Here is a 15,170-nt window from a genome sequence, read left to right as displayed (position 1 = left end):
CCGTGGGGCACGGGCGTCAGGCCGTGGCCGACACCGGTACGTCGACGGTGCTGTCGGTCGGGACGTCGCCCACCGGCTCGGGGTGGCCCAGGTCGGTGAGCCAGCCGCGCAGCACCCGGTGCAGGTGTTCGGCGCCGACGATCTCCCCCGGGGCGGCGAAGGACCGCGGATACAGCAGGAACCCGTGCTGCTGCGGCCCGCCGAGCCCACCGTGCGAGCCCACGTGCGGCTCGAAGGGGGAGGCCTCGTCGGTCGCCGGGTCGTACCGGCTGTTGACGACGACGTCGGCGCAGTGCGGGAACGACGAGTACCGGGCGACCAGGGCCGCGGCGTGCTCACCGTAGGGCGTCAGCGGGTCCTCGCCGATGACCACGCCGGACTCCAGCCGGTGCAGCCCGTCGCGGCCGAGCACGACCGGGCCGACCTCCGCGGACTGCACCAGCAGGAACCCGACGCCGGCGTGGTCGACCAGCGTGGGCAGCAGGTCCGGCCAGTGGCGCTCGATCGTCTCCAGCGGCACCCGGCCGGGCAGGTCGGCGAAGGAGATCGTGGCCATGTGGCCCGAGACTGTGGCCACCACGCCGGGCGCGACCCGAGCGGCCTGACCGTGGTCCCCGGCCGGGGTGGCGGGGGAGGGGATTTCCGGGCGCTCGACCCGGTCGCGCAGCCGGCGGGCGATCAGCCCACCGCGGGAGGTGGCCTCGGCCAGCGCCGAGGTCACCTGCCAGCCCTCGGCGGGACGGCGGCTGTCGCGGTCGGCCGCGTGTCGCCGGCCGAACAGCCCACGCCGGGACGGCGCTGTTCCCGGGGCGCCGCACAGCCGGCCGACCAGCTGCGGAAAGGATTCCCCGAACCGGGCGGTGAACGCCTCGCCCTGGGTCTGCCCGTGGTCGGACAGGCACACCAGGTGGTAGCGGCGCGGCGCCAGCTGGGTGGCCCGCGCGAGCCGGCCGATCTGCTGGTCGATGCTGCGCAGCACCCCGAGGGTGTCGAACCGCTCGATGCCGGAGTGGTGCGCGACCTCGTCGTAGCCGACGAAGTCGGCGTAGACGACCGGACGCCCGGCCAGCATGTCCTCGAGGATCGCGTTGACCACGATGTCCCGGACGATCACCGTGGTGCCCGGACGGGCCAGCGGGTACAGGCCCCCTCGGTTGACCCGCGGTCGGACGTCGGCCCGCCGCTGCCGGGCCGCGGCGGTCAGCTCCCGGTAGATGTCGGCCAGCGAGGCGCCGAGGGTGCGCAGCGCGTTGACCGGGTTGGCGAAGTAGGCGTAGTAGCCGGCGCCGATCCGGTCGCGGCCGCGGCGCTCGCGGCGTGATCCGCGCGCGACGACGACCGCCAGCGAGCTCATGGTCAGCGACACGTGCGGGGCGTCGCCGGTGAACAGGTTGCCGCGCCCCGCGCCGTCGCCGGCGAGCAGTCCGCGGCCGTCGGAGTGCCGGCGTTCGACCTCGGCGGCGTCCTCGGGGGAGGAGACGGTGACGACCTTGTCGCGGTCCTTCTCGTACCAGCGGAAGCCCGGCACGTCGTGGTTGCTGCCCTGCAGGATGCCGCTCTGGCTGGCCCCGGTCTGGGAGCTCCAGTCGGTGTGCCAGGCGGTCAGCGCGTGGCTGTCGGCGCGCAGCCAGGCGGCCAGGGTGGGCATCGAGCCGTCGCGGACCGCGCGCTGGGCGACCGAGTGGCCCAGGCCGTCGATCTGCAGGAACAGCACCCCCGGCGGGCAGTCGGCGACGTCGGTGCCCGGCGCGCGGCGGCGGGCCCGGCGGAAGAACAGCTCGTCCTCGTTGACGGCCAGCACGCTGCTGATCACCGCGGCGACGCCGGCCATCGCCACCGCCACGACGACGGAGGTCCGGAAGCTGTGCACCTGCACGCCGGGGATGGCGTAGAAGACGGCGAGCACCCCGGCGCCCATGAGCAGGAACCCGCCCAGCCCGAGGGTGAAGAAGGTGATCGGCAGCGCGACCCGGATGACCAGCGGCCAGACCACCGCGGTCAGCACGCCCAGCAGCAGCGCCGCCACCGGGGGCTGCCACCACGAGCGCATGGCGAAGCCGGACAGCCAGCTGTCGAGCAGGTGCAGGGCCAGCGTGGCCACGGACCAGGTGAGCAGCAGCCGGGCGAGCGTCCGGCCGCTGCGCAGCACCCGGCCGCCGGAGACGACCTCGTTCACGGCCGCTCACACTCCGCCGGCGACGGATCCGCTTTCGGCGCCGAAAGCGGGGGCACCGCAGGAGCGGCGGAGCGCCGGCGGTGCGCGGACACCAGGTTCAGGACGACGCCCACCAGCAGCACCAGCACCGTGGCGATCAGCGTGGCCAGCAGCGGGGAGTCGAAGATGCCGCCGCTGACCACGCCGAGCAGCGCGTAGGCCACCGCCCACACCAGGCCGGCGGCGAGGGAGGCGGGCAGCAGCCGGCGCCACGGGTAGGCGAGTGCCCCGGCGGCGAGCAGCACCGGGATGCGGCCGGCGGGCAGCAGCCGGCCGGTGACGATGATCTGCCAGCCGTGCCGGCGGAACTGCCCGCGCACCTCGTCGATCCGCTCGGCGTGCTGCCCACGGGCGACCCACCGGACGGCGGCCGGCCCGCCGAAGCGGGAGACGCTGAAGGTGACCATGTCCCCGACGAAGGCTCCCAGCGCGGCCACCAGCACGACCAGCGGGAGCGACAGGTGGTCGGTGGTGGTGGCGACCGCGGCGGCCGCGCCGACGACGGCGCCGGTGGGCACCACGGGGACGACCGAGCCGAGCAGGACGCCGCCGAAGAGCACGGGATAGCCGAGCGAGCTGCCGTCGGTCCAGGAGAGGGCGAGCGCGTCGACCGTCACGTCGTCCCCACCGGGTCCGTCGGGCGCTCGACGGCCGGCAGCTGCACCCGTTCGCCGGGCGCGGTCAGTGCCACCGCGGCGCCGGACCGGCCGGCGGCCACCGCGGCGGCGAAGGTGCGCGGCGGCTCGGTGAGCAGCGCGCGCATCCGGGCCCGCCACGGCGTGGGCAGGGTGGTCAGCCCACCGACGGCCAGCGTGCCCCAGTGCACCGGGACGACGACCCGCGGCCGCAGCAGCGCGACGGCCTCGGCGGCGCGGAGCGGGTCGAGGTGCCCGGGCCCCAGCGAGGTTCCCCACCCCCAGACCGGCAGCACGGCGACGTCCACGGGGCCGAGTGAGACCATCCCGTGGAACAGGTCGGTGTCGCCGGCAAGGTAGACCGACGTGCCCTCGCCGCTGAGCAGGTGCCCGACGGCCGGAGCCTGCGGGCCGTGGGTGAAACGCGGACCCCACCGATGCCCACTGTGCACGGCCGGGGTGGCCGTCACGGTGAGCGCGCCGTCGGTGAGGCTCTCCCCGGGCGCGAGCTCCTCGACGGCGGAGAAGCCGTGCCGGCGGAGCCACCCGCCCGCGCCGCGGGGGACGACGATCGGGATGCGGCGGCCCAGCCGGCGCAGCGAGGGCAGGTGCAGGTGGTCGTTGTGCAGGTGCGAGACCACGACCAGGTCGACGCCGGCCCAGCTGGCCGGCTCCGGCGGCGCGACGACGCGGCGCAGCGGCCCGAGCCCCCGGGTGAGCAGCGGGTCGGTCAGCACCGTCCGGCCGGCCAACTCGACGCGGACGGTCGAGTGGCCGAGGAAGTGCAGCTCGCACCTCCATCGGGGAACCGGACCACCTTCGGTGGGTTCCTCCGACGGGTTGGTCACCCGGCCAGTATCGGCGCTGGGCACGGTGCCGGGGCGTTCAGGACACCGCGACGGCGGCGACCGGCGTGCGGCGCAGCACGGCGGCCACCTCGCCGGCGTCGAGGTCGCTGGGCAGCACCGGCCCGCCGATCGCCACCAGCCCCTGGGCGTGGATGGCGGTGAACATCTCCCGACTGGCGGTCGCGGTGGCCACGGTGCGGACGTCGAAGCTCGTGGCGCTGCGGTGGATGGCCGACAGCACCAGCAGGGCGCGTTCGGTGTCCCCGGGCTGGGCGAGGTCGCGGACGTCGACCATCACGATGTCAAGCGGCACCCGGGCCAGCAGGGCCCACATGGTCGAGCCCATCCCGTAGTCGGTGAGGGCAAGCTGGACACCGGCCTCGTGCACCACGTGCAGCGCGGGGATCAGCGCCGCCGAGGAGGTCTGCAGCACCTCCTCGGTGAAGGTCAGGATGAGCCGGGCGGGCGCCATGCCGGCCTCGGCGAGGGCCGCGGTGACCTCGCCGGCCAGCTCGTCGGCGTGCACGTACCCGGCGGGCAGGTCCACGCACAGCAGCAGGATGTCGCTGAACGCGGCGATCTCGGCGCAGGCCCGGCGCAGCAGCCACTGCTGCAGGAGCCCGGTGTGTCCCTGCCGCTCGGCGGCGGCCCACAGCTCGGCCGCGCGCAGCGTGCCCAGCTCCCGGTGCACCCAGACGGGGGTCGCGCAGGCGGCGGCGTAGACGCCGGTGTCGCCGTTGACGATGAGGTCGTAGCGCAGCTGGACGTCGCCGTCCCCGAGCGCTCCCGCGACGTCGCTGGTGGCCGTGGCCAGGCGGAGCCGGTCGTTGGAGTGCACCCGCCAGCATCCCTTGCCGGCCTGCTTGGCCGTGCGCAGCGCACCGTCGGCCTCCCGGAAGGCCAGCTGGCCGCCGCCCGGACGGACCCGGGTCAGCCCGACGCTCGCGCCGACGGAGAAGGTCCACCCGCCGACCCGGTAGGGCTGGGCGAGCAGGTCGACGACGCGCTCGGCGGTCTCGACGGCGGCCTCCTGCGTGCCGGCGATCAGGACGGCGAACTCGTCGCCACCCAGCCGGGCGACCAGGTCGTCGGCGCGCATGAGCCCCTGCAGCCGGCGGGCGACCTCGACCAGCAGCAGGTCGCCGGCCTCGTGCCCGACCGAGTCGTTGACGGCTTTGAACCCGTCGAGGTCGAGCACCAGCAGGCAGCGCTCGCCGGTGGAGACCGACAGCGCGGCCATCTCCTGGAACAGCATGGCGCGGTTGGGCAGCCGGGTGAGGTGGTCGGTGAAGGCCATCCGCTCCAGCTCGCGCTCGCGGCGGCGCCGGGTGGTCACGTCGCGCAGGTGCAGCACGCGGCGGCCGCTGCCGGGGCGTTCGTGGTGGGTGACCTCCAGGTCGCGCGGCTCCCCGGTGGGTGGCCGCACGCGCAGCTGCAGGGCGGGGGCGACGTCGCCGACGGTCGCCGTGAGCTCGTCGCGGACCCGGGCGCGGTCTTCGGCGTGCAGCAGGTCCAGCAGCACCGGATGCGGGTCGAGTTCGGGGACGATGCCCAGCAGGGTGCGGGCGGCCGGGGAGGTGAACTCCAGCCGGAACTCGTCGTCCACGATCGCGACGCCGTCCGAGCTGGCCTCGACCAGCCCGCGGAAGTCGGCCTCGCTGCGCAGCAGGTCCTCCGACATCCGGCCGGTGTCGCGGATCCGCACCAGCATGCGCAGCAGCAGCAGCAGGATCACCGCGGCGGAGCAGCCGATGGCGCCGCTGGACAGGGGCAGGTCCAGCACCAGCGCGGCGACCAGCGTGGCGGGCACCCCGACCAGCGCGCCGGAGACGATGACCAGGCCGGCGCGGGTGACGGCCGGGGCGGTGGCGGCCGGGGAGGTGTCGGCGGTGTCGGTCGGGGCGAGCCGGACGGCGAGGACGCCGGCGATCAGCGTCAGGACGGTGGCGACGTCGGCGGCCCCGACGACGACCGCGGCGGGTTGGAAGACCAGCACCGCGAGCAGCGCCGATCCCAGCCCCTGGAACCCGGTCATCACGATCATCGCCGTCGCAGAGCGGCGGACGGCGCGGGTGGTGACGGTGCACAGCGCGCCGGCCAGGCCGAGGGCCGCGGCCGGGTAGATGCCGTAGCCGACAACCAGGGCCACCCGGTCCGGGCTCAGCGAGCCGGACCGCACGGCGGGGGAGAGCACCAGCACGTCGACGACGACGACCAGCGCCACGGTGACCAGGACGCCGTCCAGGGCGAGCACCGGCCAGCGGGCGGCGCTGCGGCGGCCGGCGAGGAGGGCGCAGCAGACGGTCGGACCGGCCACCGCGAGCAGCAGCAGGACGTCGCCGACGCCGGAGCGGCCGAAGGCCCCGCCCACGCCGGCGCCGGTGAGCAGGCTGGCGCTGGTGAACAGCACCCCGCTGACGACCAGCGGCCGCCAGGGCCGCCGGGCGGCGGGGGTCATCGCCCGGATCAGCCGGGCCACCCGCCAGGTCGCCCAGCCGGCGGCCGCGGCCAGCACCAGGTTGTCCCACTGCGGAAGGCTGTCGCCGGGGGAGAACGGCAGGGTGGCGCCGATGCCGGCCAGGCTGACGGCGAGGACGACCAGCAGCTCACGGATCCCGCGGCGACTGCTGTGCTCGTAGCGGGAGCTCGCACGCTCGCTCACGTGGCACCGCTGCGCGGACGGAGCGGGGCGGCGGCGCGGGCCGGTTCATCAAGGGCGCCGTCGTCGACCGGCAGCCGGCGGGTGAGCTTCTCGGGGGCTAGCGGGCGGGACAGCAGGAAGCCCTGGATGAAGCGGTGGCCCATGTCGCGCAGCAGTTGCAGCTCGGCCTGGGTCTCCACGCCCTCCACGACCACCGACAGGCCCAGGCTGGTGCCCAGGTGCAGCACCGAGCTGCACAGCGCCCGGCGCTGCGGATCGGTCTCGACGTCGGCGAGGAACTGCCGGTCCATCTTGAGCACGTCGATGGGCAGGCCGACCAGGTAGGCCAGCGACGACCAGCCGGTGCCGAAGTCGTCCACGGCGATCCGGACGCCGAGCCCGCGCAGCGCGGCGAGGTCGGTGGTCACGTGGTCGTCGTCCAGCAGCACCGATTCGGTGATCTCCAGGATCAGCCGGTCGGCGGCCAGCCCGCTGGACTCCAGCGCGGCCAGCACGTCGGAGACCAGCTCGCCGCTGCGGACGTGCCGGGCGGAGACGTTGACCGCGACGCCCAGGTCGTGGTGCGGGAGCGCGACGATCGTGGCCGTCGCCCGGTTCAGCACCCAGCGGCCCAGCTCGGTGATCAGCGCGGACTCCTCGGCCAGCGGCACGAACTCCGCGGGGGAGACCTCGCCGTAGATCGGGTGGCTCCAGCGCAGCAGCGCCTCGACCGAGACGGTGCGGTGCAACGCCAGGTCGATGACCGGCTGGTACTGCAGGTGCAGCTGGCCGTCGTCCAGGGCGTGGACCAGGTCGGCGCGCAGCGCGTCCTCCCGGTCCTGGGTGATCCGCAGCGCGTCGGAGTGGCGGCGCACCCGGCCCGGGCCCGCGGCGCGGGCGCTGCGCAGGGCGAGGTCGCCGCGGCGCAGCGCCTCACCGGCGTCCACGTCGCGGTAGAGCGGGCTGACGCCGGCGGCGGCGGTGAGCCGGACGGTGCCCTGTGCGGTGGGAAGCGGCTCGACGGCGGCGACCAGCCGGGCGGCGACGATTTCGGCGTCGGCGACGGTGCCGTTGACCAGGACGGCGAACTCGCTGACCGCCGCGCGGGCGAGCCAGTCGTCGCCGCGCAGCACCCGGGACATGCGGCTGGTGAGCTCGCGGAGCACCTCGCCGGAGTCGCCCTCGGGCAGCCCGTCGACCCCGAGCACGACCAGCGACGTGGACGTCGCCGACGGGTGGCGCAGCGTGGCACCCAGCCGAAGGGTCAGCGCCGAGCGGCTGGGCAGCCCGGTGCCGGGGTCGACGGTGCTGAACGAGCTCAGGTGGGACTCGGCGGCCGGTGCAGGCGTCGCGGGGGTCACGTCGCGGCAGTAGAGGACCAGCGCGCCGACGTCCGGGTCGCTGCGCAGGTCGCGGATGCGGGCCTGGATGAGCCGGTAGCGACCGTCGACGTGGCGGATCCGGGCGGTGCGGGTCTTGTTGTCGGCGTCGCCGGTCGAGGGGGCGGCGGACAGCGTGCCGAGCAGGCCCGGGGCGTCGTCGGGGTGCACGGACTCGGCGATGGTCAGGCCGATGGTGCGCACCGGGTCCAGCCCGAGCAGCTCGGTGATCGTGGGGGAGGCCCAGCGCACTCGTAGCTCCTCGTCGAGGATCACCACCGGGTCGGCGCTGCCGCGGACGAGGGTGCGGAAGTAGGCCTCGCTGCGCAGCAGTTCGCTGGTCAGCCGTTGCTGGGTGCGCCAGGACACCGTCTGGTGGGCCAGCAGGGCCACGAGCCCGGCCATGCCGAGCGAGGTGCCGACGATGGTGAGCCGGCCGGTCAGCGGGACGCTGAGCAGCAGCAGCGAGCCACCGATCAGCGCGGTGGCGTGCGGCAGCAGCGCGCCGACGGTCGAGCCACCGGGCAAGCTGTCGATCTGTGGCGAGCGGGGGCAGGGCCAGTCCAGTCGGCAGGCGATGGGCAGCAGGCCCAGGCCGAGGACGCTGGCCCCGCAGGCCAGGTACTGCAGCGGGCCCGGGCGGGTGGCGACCGAGGAGAGGGCGCCGGCCAGCGCCGTGGTGACCGAGCTGGCGAACAGCAGCCAGCCGACCCGGCGCTGCTGCGGCCCGGTGACGGCGATCAGGACCAGGGTGAAGCCGGTACCGACCGCGACGCTGGTCAGCAGGGCGAACAGCGCCACGGTCTCCGACATCGCCAGGGCGGCGTGCCCGCCGATGGTGATGCGGTAGATGGTGTGCACGGTCAGCAGGTCGGCGACGACGAAGAGGGTCAGCATCGTGGCCATCTGAGCGCGGGCCGCCCGCAGCGAGGTGCGGTCGAGCATCCGGAGGATCGCCACGACGACCAGCAACTGGCCGGGGACGCTGCCCAGCGCGGTCTGGCCCCACGGCAGGGCGATGGCCGCGACAGCGGCACCGCCGGCCCCCACGGCCACCGAGGCGGCGTACCAACGCCAGCCTGCGGGGTGGGCGCTGCGCCGGGCGGCGAGCGCCAGGAGTACGACCGTCGCCGCGGCGGCCATGAAGTCCAGCGTGACGGTCGCGGGAACGGCGAACGGACCGGGCAGCAGACCGCAGGCGACCGTGAGGACCGTGGCGAGGAGGACCAGCGCGAGGGGACGGCGCACGCCCGGGATGGCCGTGCCGCTCGGGGGAACGGACACGGCGCGCGCCGGGGCGGCGGCGAGGGGTCCAGTGGTCACAGGTCAGTTGTCGGGCGGAACACACGCGGGCTGCACCGGTGAAGCGACCGGTGTCACCCGAAGGAGGAGTCCGACCCGGGCACGGCGGTGCGCGCGGAGCGGGTCACCAGCGGAGTGGGCGCTTGGCGCGGGAGTCCGCCGTGCGGCAGGCACGGCAGTGCCCCCACGTCACGATGCGCAGCGGGCTGCTCGGCTCACCGCACTCGGGGCACTCGACCACCTCCCCGACCTGGGCAGCGGTGATCTCCGAGGAGCGCTCGGCGTGGACGGCCTCGTCGCCGCCGCACGTGCAGCCGAGATGGCCGTGGGTGCAGGTACCAACCTCGTTGATGATGGGGTGCCTCCTGGGTCGTTGCCCCCAACGCTACTCTGCTGCACCAGCCCCCAGGGCCCGTCACTGGCTGGACGACGTCCCGCCCAACGGTGGACAACGGCGGGTTCGGTGCTGCCATGATGAGCTGATGTGGCGACGGACGAGACGTCTGCGCCCCGCACCGGGCGGCCGCGCGACCTGGTCGATGGCCGTCGCCGCCGCCCTCGCGGTGGGCTCACTGGCCGGCTGCTCCTCCGAGGCCTCCCCGGCCTCCCAGGCCTCCGACCGTGGGCCGGACCCGGACACCGGTGCGGCCGCCGTCCCGCTGCCGCGCGCGGACCACGTCATGGTGGTCATCTTCGAGAACACCGACGCCCAGGACGCCCTCGGCACCGACCGGGCCCCGTTCCTGACGTCGGTGGCCACTTCCGGCACACAGTTCCGGGATGCGCACGGGGTGACGCACCCGAGCCAGCCGAACTACCTCGCGATGTTCTCGGGGTCGATGCAGGGTGTCAGCGACGACCATTGCCCGGTGGAGCTGACCGGGGAGAACCTTGCCAGCCAGCTGGCCGCTGCGGGCCAGTCGTTCGTCGGCTACTCCGAAGACCTGCCCGCGCCCGGTTTCCGGGGGTGCCACGCGCCCGACTACGCCCGCAAGCACAATCCCTGGGCAGATTATGCAGACCTCCCCGCGTCGGTGAACCAGCCACTGACCGCTATGCCGACTGACTTCGCCGAGCTGCCGACGGTCTCCTTCGTCGTGCCCAACCTGTGCAACGACATGCACAACTGCGACGTGTCCGTGGGCGATGCCTGGGCCGCGGACCACCTCGGGCCCTACCTGGACTGGGCGACGGACCACAACAGCCTGCTCATCGTCACCTTCGACGAGGACGACGGCAGCGTGACCAACCACATCGCGACCCTGGTCACCGGTGCCGGGGTGCTGCCGGTGAGCAGCCAGCAGTACATCGACCACTACTCGTTGCTGCGCACGCTCGAGGACATGTACGGCCTCGAGCCGCTCGGTGAGGCGGCGGCAGCCCAGCCCTTCGTGGGGATCTCCGCAGGCAGCGGCGGCTGAGGCGGGGAAGCACCCCGGACGACCCAGGAGGAGGACGTCGGTGAGGCCGTTCGGGGAGCAGAGCCGCAGCGTCGACCTGCCGATGCCGACTCATCGACGGCCGGCGACGACCGGCAGGACACCCGGCCTGCCGACGAACCCGGTGAGCCCGCAGGCCGACAGCGTGCTCACCGCGCAGACCAGCGTGCTCAACGTCGAGGCGCTGAGCGAGTTCGACCCGCAGACCGGCCAGTCCGGCGCGGACAAGCAATTCCGCTGGCTAATGTCGTCGGGCGTCTGCAAGCACTGCACGCACGCCGGCTGTCTGGACGTCTGCCCCACCGGTGCGCTGTTCCGCACCGAGTTCGGCACCGTCGTCGTCCAGAGCGACATCTGCAACGGTTGCGGCTACTGCGTGTGCCGGCCTGCCCGTACGGCGTCATCGACCAGCGCACGGACGACGGCCGGGTCTTCAAGTGCACGATGTCCTACGCCCGGCTGACCGACGGGCTGCAGCCGGCGTGCGCGACGGCCTGCCCGACCCAGTCGATCCAGTTCGGGAACCTCGACGAGCTGCAGGCCCGGGCCGACGCCCGACTGGCGACCCTGCAGGGCCAGGGCGTGGAAACCGCGCGGCTCTACGGCCGGGACACCGACGACGGCGTCGGCGGTGCGGGCGCGTTCTTCCTGCTGCTCGACGAGCCGGAGGTCTGCGGCCTGCCGCAGGTCATCGGCGCGCTGGGGGAGTTCACCCAGCGCCCGCAGCTGACGAAGGTCGCGCACTTCGCCGCCGCAGGCGGGGCGTTGGCGTCGGTGGGGCTGCTGATCGTCGACCCTGGGCCGGCCGATGCGGTTCCTGCTCATGCTGCGGGTGTTCCAGCCGACGTCGCCGCTGTCGGTGGGCTCCTACATCCTGTCGCCGTTCAGCGCGCTGACCATGTCGACGGCGGGGCTGCACGCGCTGCCGTGATCCCGCCGGTGCGGGCGCTGAAGGTGGCCCGCTTCATCCCGGCCTGCGCAAGGGCGGCGCAGTGGCTGCCGCGGTCTTCGGCCCGATGACCACCTACACCGCGGTGCTGCTGGCCAACACGGCCTCACCGAGCTGGCACGAGCCGCACGACGAGCTGCCGTTCCTGTTCGTCGGGTCGGCGCCGGCCGCCGGCGGCGGGATCACGATGGCGCCGTCGCCGGTGGCCGAGGCCGGGTCGTCGCGGAAGGTGGCCGTGGTCGGGGCGGCGATCGAGCTGGCCGCGGCGCACCGGGTCGAGCACGGCCACGGGATCGTCAGCGAGCCCTACCACATCGGCCGGGCCGGGACGCTGCTGCGGGCCGCGAAGGCCTGCACCATGGGCGGCGTCGGGCTGATCCTGCTGGCCGGCCGGACGCGCGTCGGCGATCGTCAGCGGGGCGCTGCTGGCGGCGGGCTCGGCGCTGACCCGGATCGGCGTCTTCGACGCCGGCATGGCCAGCGCCAAGGACCCGAAGTGCACCGTCATCCCGCAGCGCGCGCGGCTGGCGGCCCGCCAGGCCGAGGCGGCCGAGCGGGCGGCGGCCGGCGGGGCGCCGGACGATGGGCTGGCGCGGTCGGTCACCCGCTGACGCGGCACCACGGGTCCTGGCCGTCTTCCGTGTGCTTGTGGAGGCGTCAGAGGCGACCCGGGACTGACCTGACTGCTGTGGTGCCGACAGTGGTTGTCGTGACCGGAGGCGCCTGGCCAGGGCCTTGCTGAGAGTCGCGGCGAAGCCCGGGTGCAGCGCCTCGGTGGACATGACGGGAGGTTCGACCTGTAGCCGTTGTTGTAGGGATCCGCGCTGGGTGCACTGCCATGGGTCGGGTGCGGCGGATGTGGTGACGCACGGCGGTTTCTAGACGAGGTCCCCGCGTGGAGGCGGGCCACGGTTAGGGTCCGGGGCATGCGGGGGGACTGGGACTGGAGCGTCCGCCGCGGTGGGCGATCGCCGTTTTCGCGATGCTGGTAGTGGCCAACGTGGTGCTCTTCCTGCTCACGCGGGAGCGGGACGCGGGCGCGTCGGTGGGTGAGGCGGACACGCAGATGTCGGTGAGCACCGGGGCGGTGACGTCGGCGCCGCCGACCCCTGCATCCGCGGCGCCGACCTCGGCCCCTGGCGTGTTGGCCGTCTACGGCGATGGATACGCCGCCGGCAACGAGGAAGGTGGCCTGGGTGCCGCAGGCTGGCCGGTCCTCGTCGCGGCGAGGACGGGCATGACCCTGTCGCTGCACGCGGTGCCCCAAGCCGGCTACGTCTCCGTCGGCTCGACCGGACAGGACTACGCCGGACTCGTCGAGACCGCACCGGTGCCCGACGCCGCGGTGACCCTGGTGGTCGGCAGCCGGAACGACCGCTCCGCCGACGCCGCAGAGGTCCTGGCGCAGGTCCAACAGGTGGTCAACGACGTCCGCGCCGCCGCCCCGTCGACCATCGTCGTGGTGGTCGGCCCTGTCTGGAGCGACGGGGAGCCGCCGGCCGACGTGCTCGACGACCGGGATGCCGTCAAGACCGCCGCGACAGCCGCGGGAGTCGCCTTCGTCGACCCGATCGCCCGGAACTGGTTCGCGCAGCCGACTGGCCTGATCAGCTCCGACGGTGTGTCGCCCACCGACGCCGGGCACGCCCACCTGGCCGACCTGATCACCCCGTGGGTGACCGCCGCGCTCAGCCAGCAGCAATAAAAGCGGCTCCGCCGGAACTCGGCGCTGAATCCTGGAGCACCAATCGGGCACACGCGTCTCTGCCGCCACAGACGCCGCTGGACGTGACAAGTCGGTGAGGTCCCATCGGCGTGGCGACCCAGCGTGGGGCACGACCAACGAACGTCGAAGGGTCTGAATGGTCTACGGCACTGCGACCGGCACTGCGACCGGAACTGCGGACCCGCAACGGACGACCCGCCGGTCCCGGGGCGCACACCGGCTGTCGGGGGTGGCCGCCGGGGAGGCCACCGACAGGCCGGGACGGCAGCTCCCGTACGTCCCGGCGCTCGATGGTCTCCGCGCCGTCGCCGTGCTGGTCGTCATGGCGTCGCACACCACGCTGCCGGTACGCGGCGGCAGTGTGGGTGTCGATGTCTTCTTCGCCCTTTCCGGCTTCCTCATCACGTCGCTGCTCCTGCGCGAGCACCAGCACACGGGGCGGATCGCCCTGAGGGCGTTCCTGCTGCGCCGGCTGCTGCGTCTCTACCCAGCGCTGCTGGCACTGGCCGCTGCATTGACCTTGTACGCGTTGCTGACGCCGCACCCTGTGCGCGGCCCGGAGACGCTCGCCGGCGTGTTCCCCGCACTGTTGTACGTCGGCAACTGGGTTCGTGCCCTCGACGGTCTGGGGCACCTCGGACTGCTGGAACACACCTGGTCGCTGGCAGTGGAGGAGCAGTTCTACCTGCTCTGGCCGTTGGTGCTCTGGGCGACGCTCGCACTCACCCGCCGGCTGGCCGCGGTGGCGGTTGTGGCGGTGACCGGCTCGGTTGCGTCGCTGGTCGTCCGGCTGTTCCTCACTCACGACGCCAACTCCTATGGCCGGATCGCCAATGGGCTGGACACCCAGGCCGACAATCTGCTGGCCGGCTGCGCGGCGGCGGTGCTCGTCGCGTGCACCGCGCGCTCAGCGCTCGGTGCGACCGTGGTGCGCCGGGCGAGCGCCTGGCTGGTCGGCCCGAGCGCCCTGCTGCTCACCATCGCGGCGCTGTACTGGCCACATCACGGCGACACCGACCTGCTGCGTGCAGCGATGACAGGTCTGGCCGTTGCCGCCGGCGTACTCGTCACCCACGTGTACGTGGCCCGGGAGGGCCGACTCGCCCGGCTGCTGAGTTGGGCCCCGATCACCTATACCGGGCGGCGGTCCCACGGCCTCTACCTGATGCACTACCCGGCGTTCGTCGTGCTCTTCAACCTGGGGCTGCAGCTCGGCGGCTGGCGCACGCTGGCGCTCGGCTTCGGTACCTCCTTGCTGGCCGAGTTGTCGTACCGGTACGTCGAGCGCCCGTTCCTCCGGCTCAAGGACCGGATCGGCCCGGCCTGACTGGGAAGCCGGTCCCCTCCGCCGGCTCACCTCGACGGGGCCGCGGCGGCGGGACCGGCGGCAGACGGACGATCCGCAGGGTCTGCTCGGCCGGGGGGGCGTCGGCCGGGGGAACCGGCGCCAGGACGGCTAACACCATCGACAGCGCACCGGCGATCTCCCCGACGACGCGGTCGTGCAGCTCCGGCGGCCCCTCGATCGGATCTTCGATGTCCAGGTGGGCCAACCGTCCCCTGGCCGAGCGCCGGGCCGCCGCGAGGTGCGCGGCGAAGACCTGGCCGCGCTCGACTGGCCCGGAGCCGTCCAGGACGCCCTCGGGCAGCGTGGCGCTCAGCAGCGCGGCCTCCCGCAGGGTGAACACCTTGTGCATCGCCCGGGGGCTAGAGCGTGTCTGCTAACTGCGGACGCGGTGATGGATGATCATGCAGCCGAGGAGGACACCGCCGAGGTAGGTGGTGGCGTATTTGTCGTAGCGGGTGGCGATAGCGCGCCACTGCTTGAGCCGGCCGAACCCGCGTTCGACGGTGTTGCGGTCCTTGTAGAGCTCGGCATCGCAGGCCGGTGGTCGCCCACCGGCCGAGCCCTTGGCCTTGCGGCGTGCGATCTGGTCGCTGCGTTCGGGAATCGTGTGAGCGATCTTCTTCGCCCGCAGGTGCGCCCGCGTACTGGGATGGGAGTACGCCTTGTCCGCCAGCAGCCGGAACGCGCC

The 15,170-nt window shown here is 73.9% G+C and carries 14 protein-coding genes; 6 read left to right on the top strand and 8 right to left on the bottom strand.

The genetic code is table 11. The features are described from left to right. Positions 1-16 precede the first annotated feature (16 nt). The 5 genes from BLW04_RS16375 to BLW04_RS16355 are packed head-to-tail and all read right to left on the bottom strand — an operon-like array spanning position 17 to position 9,041. Positions 17-2,176 (bottom strand): phage holin family protein, encoded by a 2,160-nt coding sequence (locus tag BLW04_RS16375; protein WP_091543435.1) that lies wholly within the window; start codon positions 2,174-2,176, stop codon positions 17-19. Continuing rightward, positions 2,173-2,832: a DedA family protein gene (locus BLW04_RS16370; protein ID WP_091543433.1), complete on the bottom strand. Its 660-nt coding sequence runs from the start codon at positions 2,830-2,832 to the stop codon at positions 2,173-2,175. Before BLW04_RS16370 ends, BLW04_RS16375 begins: the two co-directional genes overlap by 4 nt. Continuing rightward, the gene (locus tag BLW04_RS16365; RefSeq protein ID WP_254781686.1) at positions 2,829-3,698 is read right to left on the bottom strand and encodes an MBL fold metallo-hydrolase; all 870 of its coding nucleotides are present in this window, start codon (positions 3,696-3,698) and stop codon (positions 2,829-2,831) included. The genes BLW04_RS16370 and BLW04_RS16365 overlap by 4 nt, the downstream gene beginning before the upstream one ends. Positions 3,699-3,735: 37 nt before the next feature. Then, positions 3,736-6,360: a diguanylate cyclase domain-containing protein gene (locus BLW04_RS16360; protein ID WP_091543430.1), complete on the bottom strand. Its 2,625-nt coding sequence runs from the start codon at positions 6,358-6,360 to the stop codon at positions 3,736-3,738. Further along, on the bottom strand, positions 6,357-9,041 hold the full coding sequence (locus tag BLW04_RS16355) for a putative bifunctional diguanylate cyclase/phosphodiesterase (RefSeq protein ID WP_091543427.1): 2,685 nt from the start codon (positions 9,039-9,041) through the stop codon (positions 6,357-6,359). Before BLW04_RS16355 ends, BLW04_RS16360 begins: the two co-directional genes overlap by 4 nt. A 461-nt stretch (positions 9,042-9,502) precedes the next feature. Between BLW04_RS16355 and BLW04_RS16350 the strand changes: the two genes are divergently transcribed. The 3 genes from BLW04_RS16350 to BLW04_RS28585 are packed head-to-tail and all read left to right on the top strand — an operon-like array spanning position 9,503 to position 11,479. Then, on the top strand, positions 9,503-10,441 hold the full coding sequence (locus BLW04_RS16350) for an alkaline phosphatase family protein (protein WP_217631083.1): 939 nt from the start codon (positions 9,503-9,505) through the stop codon (positions 10,439-10,441). A 40-nt stretch (positions 10,442-10,481) separates the two neighbouring features. Further along, positions 10,482-10,922, top strand: coding sequence for a 4Fe-4S dicluster domain-containing protein (locus BLW04_RS16345; protein WP_254781684.1), 441 nt, complete (start codon positions 10,482-10,484; stop codon positions 10,920-10,922). Beyond that, positions 10,838-11,479: a 4Fe-4S dicluster domain-containing protein gene (locus BLW04_RS28585; protein WP_254781682.1), complete on the top strand. Its 642-nt coding sequence runs from the start codon at positions 10,838-10,840 to the stop codon at positions 11,477-11,479. The genes BLW04_RS16345 and BLW04_RS28585 overlap by 85 nt, the downstream gene beginning before the upstream one ends. Before the next feature lie 35 nt (positions 11,480-11,514). On the opposite strand, the gene BLW04_RS16340 is transcribed toward BLW04_RS28585, so the two are convergent. After that, entirely contained in the window at positions 11,515-11,895 is a 381-nt protein-coding gene (locus tag BLW04_RS16340; protein ID WP_139306871.1) for a hypothetical protein, read from the bottom strand. On the opposite strand from BLW04_RS16340, the gene BLW04_RS26830 reads away from it, so the two are divergent. The 3 genes from BLW04_RS26830 (at position 11,882) to BLW04_RS16330 (ending at position 14,461) form a co-directional block, all read left to right on the top strand. Continuing rightward, complete coding sequence (locus BLW04_RS26830) at positions 11,882-12,019, top strand: hypothetical protein (protein WP_175484094.1); 138 nt, start codon at positions 11,882-11,884, stop codon at positions 12,017-12,019. The two genes, BLW04_RS16340 and BLW04_RS26830, sit on opposite strands and share 14 nt — an antisense overlap. A gap of 371 nt (positions 12,020-12,390) precedes the next feature. Then, on the top strand, positions 12,391-13,113 hold the full coding sequence (locus tag BLW04_RS16335; RefSeq protein WP_091543419.1) for an SGNH/GDSL hydrolase family protein: 723 nt from the start codon (positions 12,391-12,393) through the stop codon (positions 13,111-13,113). 250 nt (positions 13,114-13,363) lie between these two features. After that, positions 13,364-14,461, top strand: coding sequence for an acyltransferase family protein (locus BLW04_RS16330; RefSeq protein ID WP_175484093.1), 1,098 nt, complete (start codon positions 13,364-13,366; stop codon positions 14,459-14,461). Here BLW04_RS16330 and BLW04_RS16325 read toward each other — a convergent pair. Together BLW04_RS16325 and BLW04_RS16320 are read right to left on the bottom strand one after the other, a co-directional pair. Further along, the gene (locus BLW04_RS16325; RefSeq protein WP_091543412.1) at positions 14,436-14,831 is read right to left on the bottom strand and encodes a hypothetical protein; all 396 of its coding nucleotides are present in this window, start codon (positions 14,829-14,831) and stop codon (positions 14,436-14,438) included. The genes BLW04_RS16330 and BLW04_RS16325 overlap by 26 nt on opposite strands. 24 nt (positions 14,832-14,855) lie before the next feature. Beyond that, a partial coding sequence (locus BLW04_RS16320) for a transposase (protein WP_139306822.1) occupies positions 14,856-15,170 on the bottom strand: 315 nt, incomplete at its 5' end.

The organism is Modestobacter sp. DSM 44400 (genome assembly GCF_900107175.1).
GTDB lineage: Bacteria > Actinomycetota > Actinomycetes > Mycobacteriales > Geodermatophilaceae > Modestobacter.
This window is presented reverse-complemented; position numbering and strand designations above follow the sequence as displayed.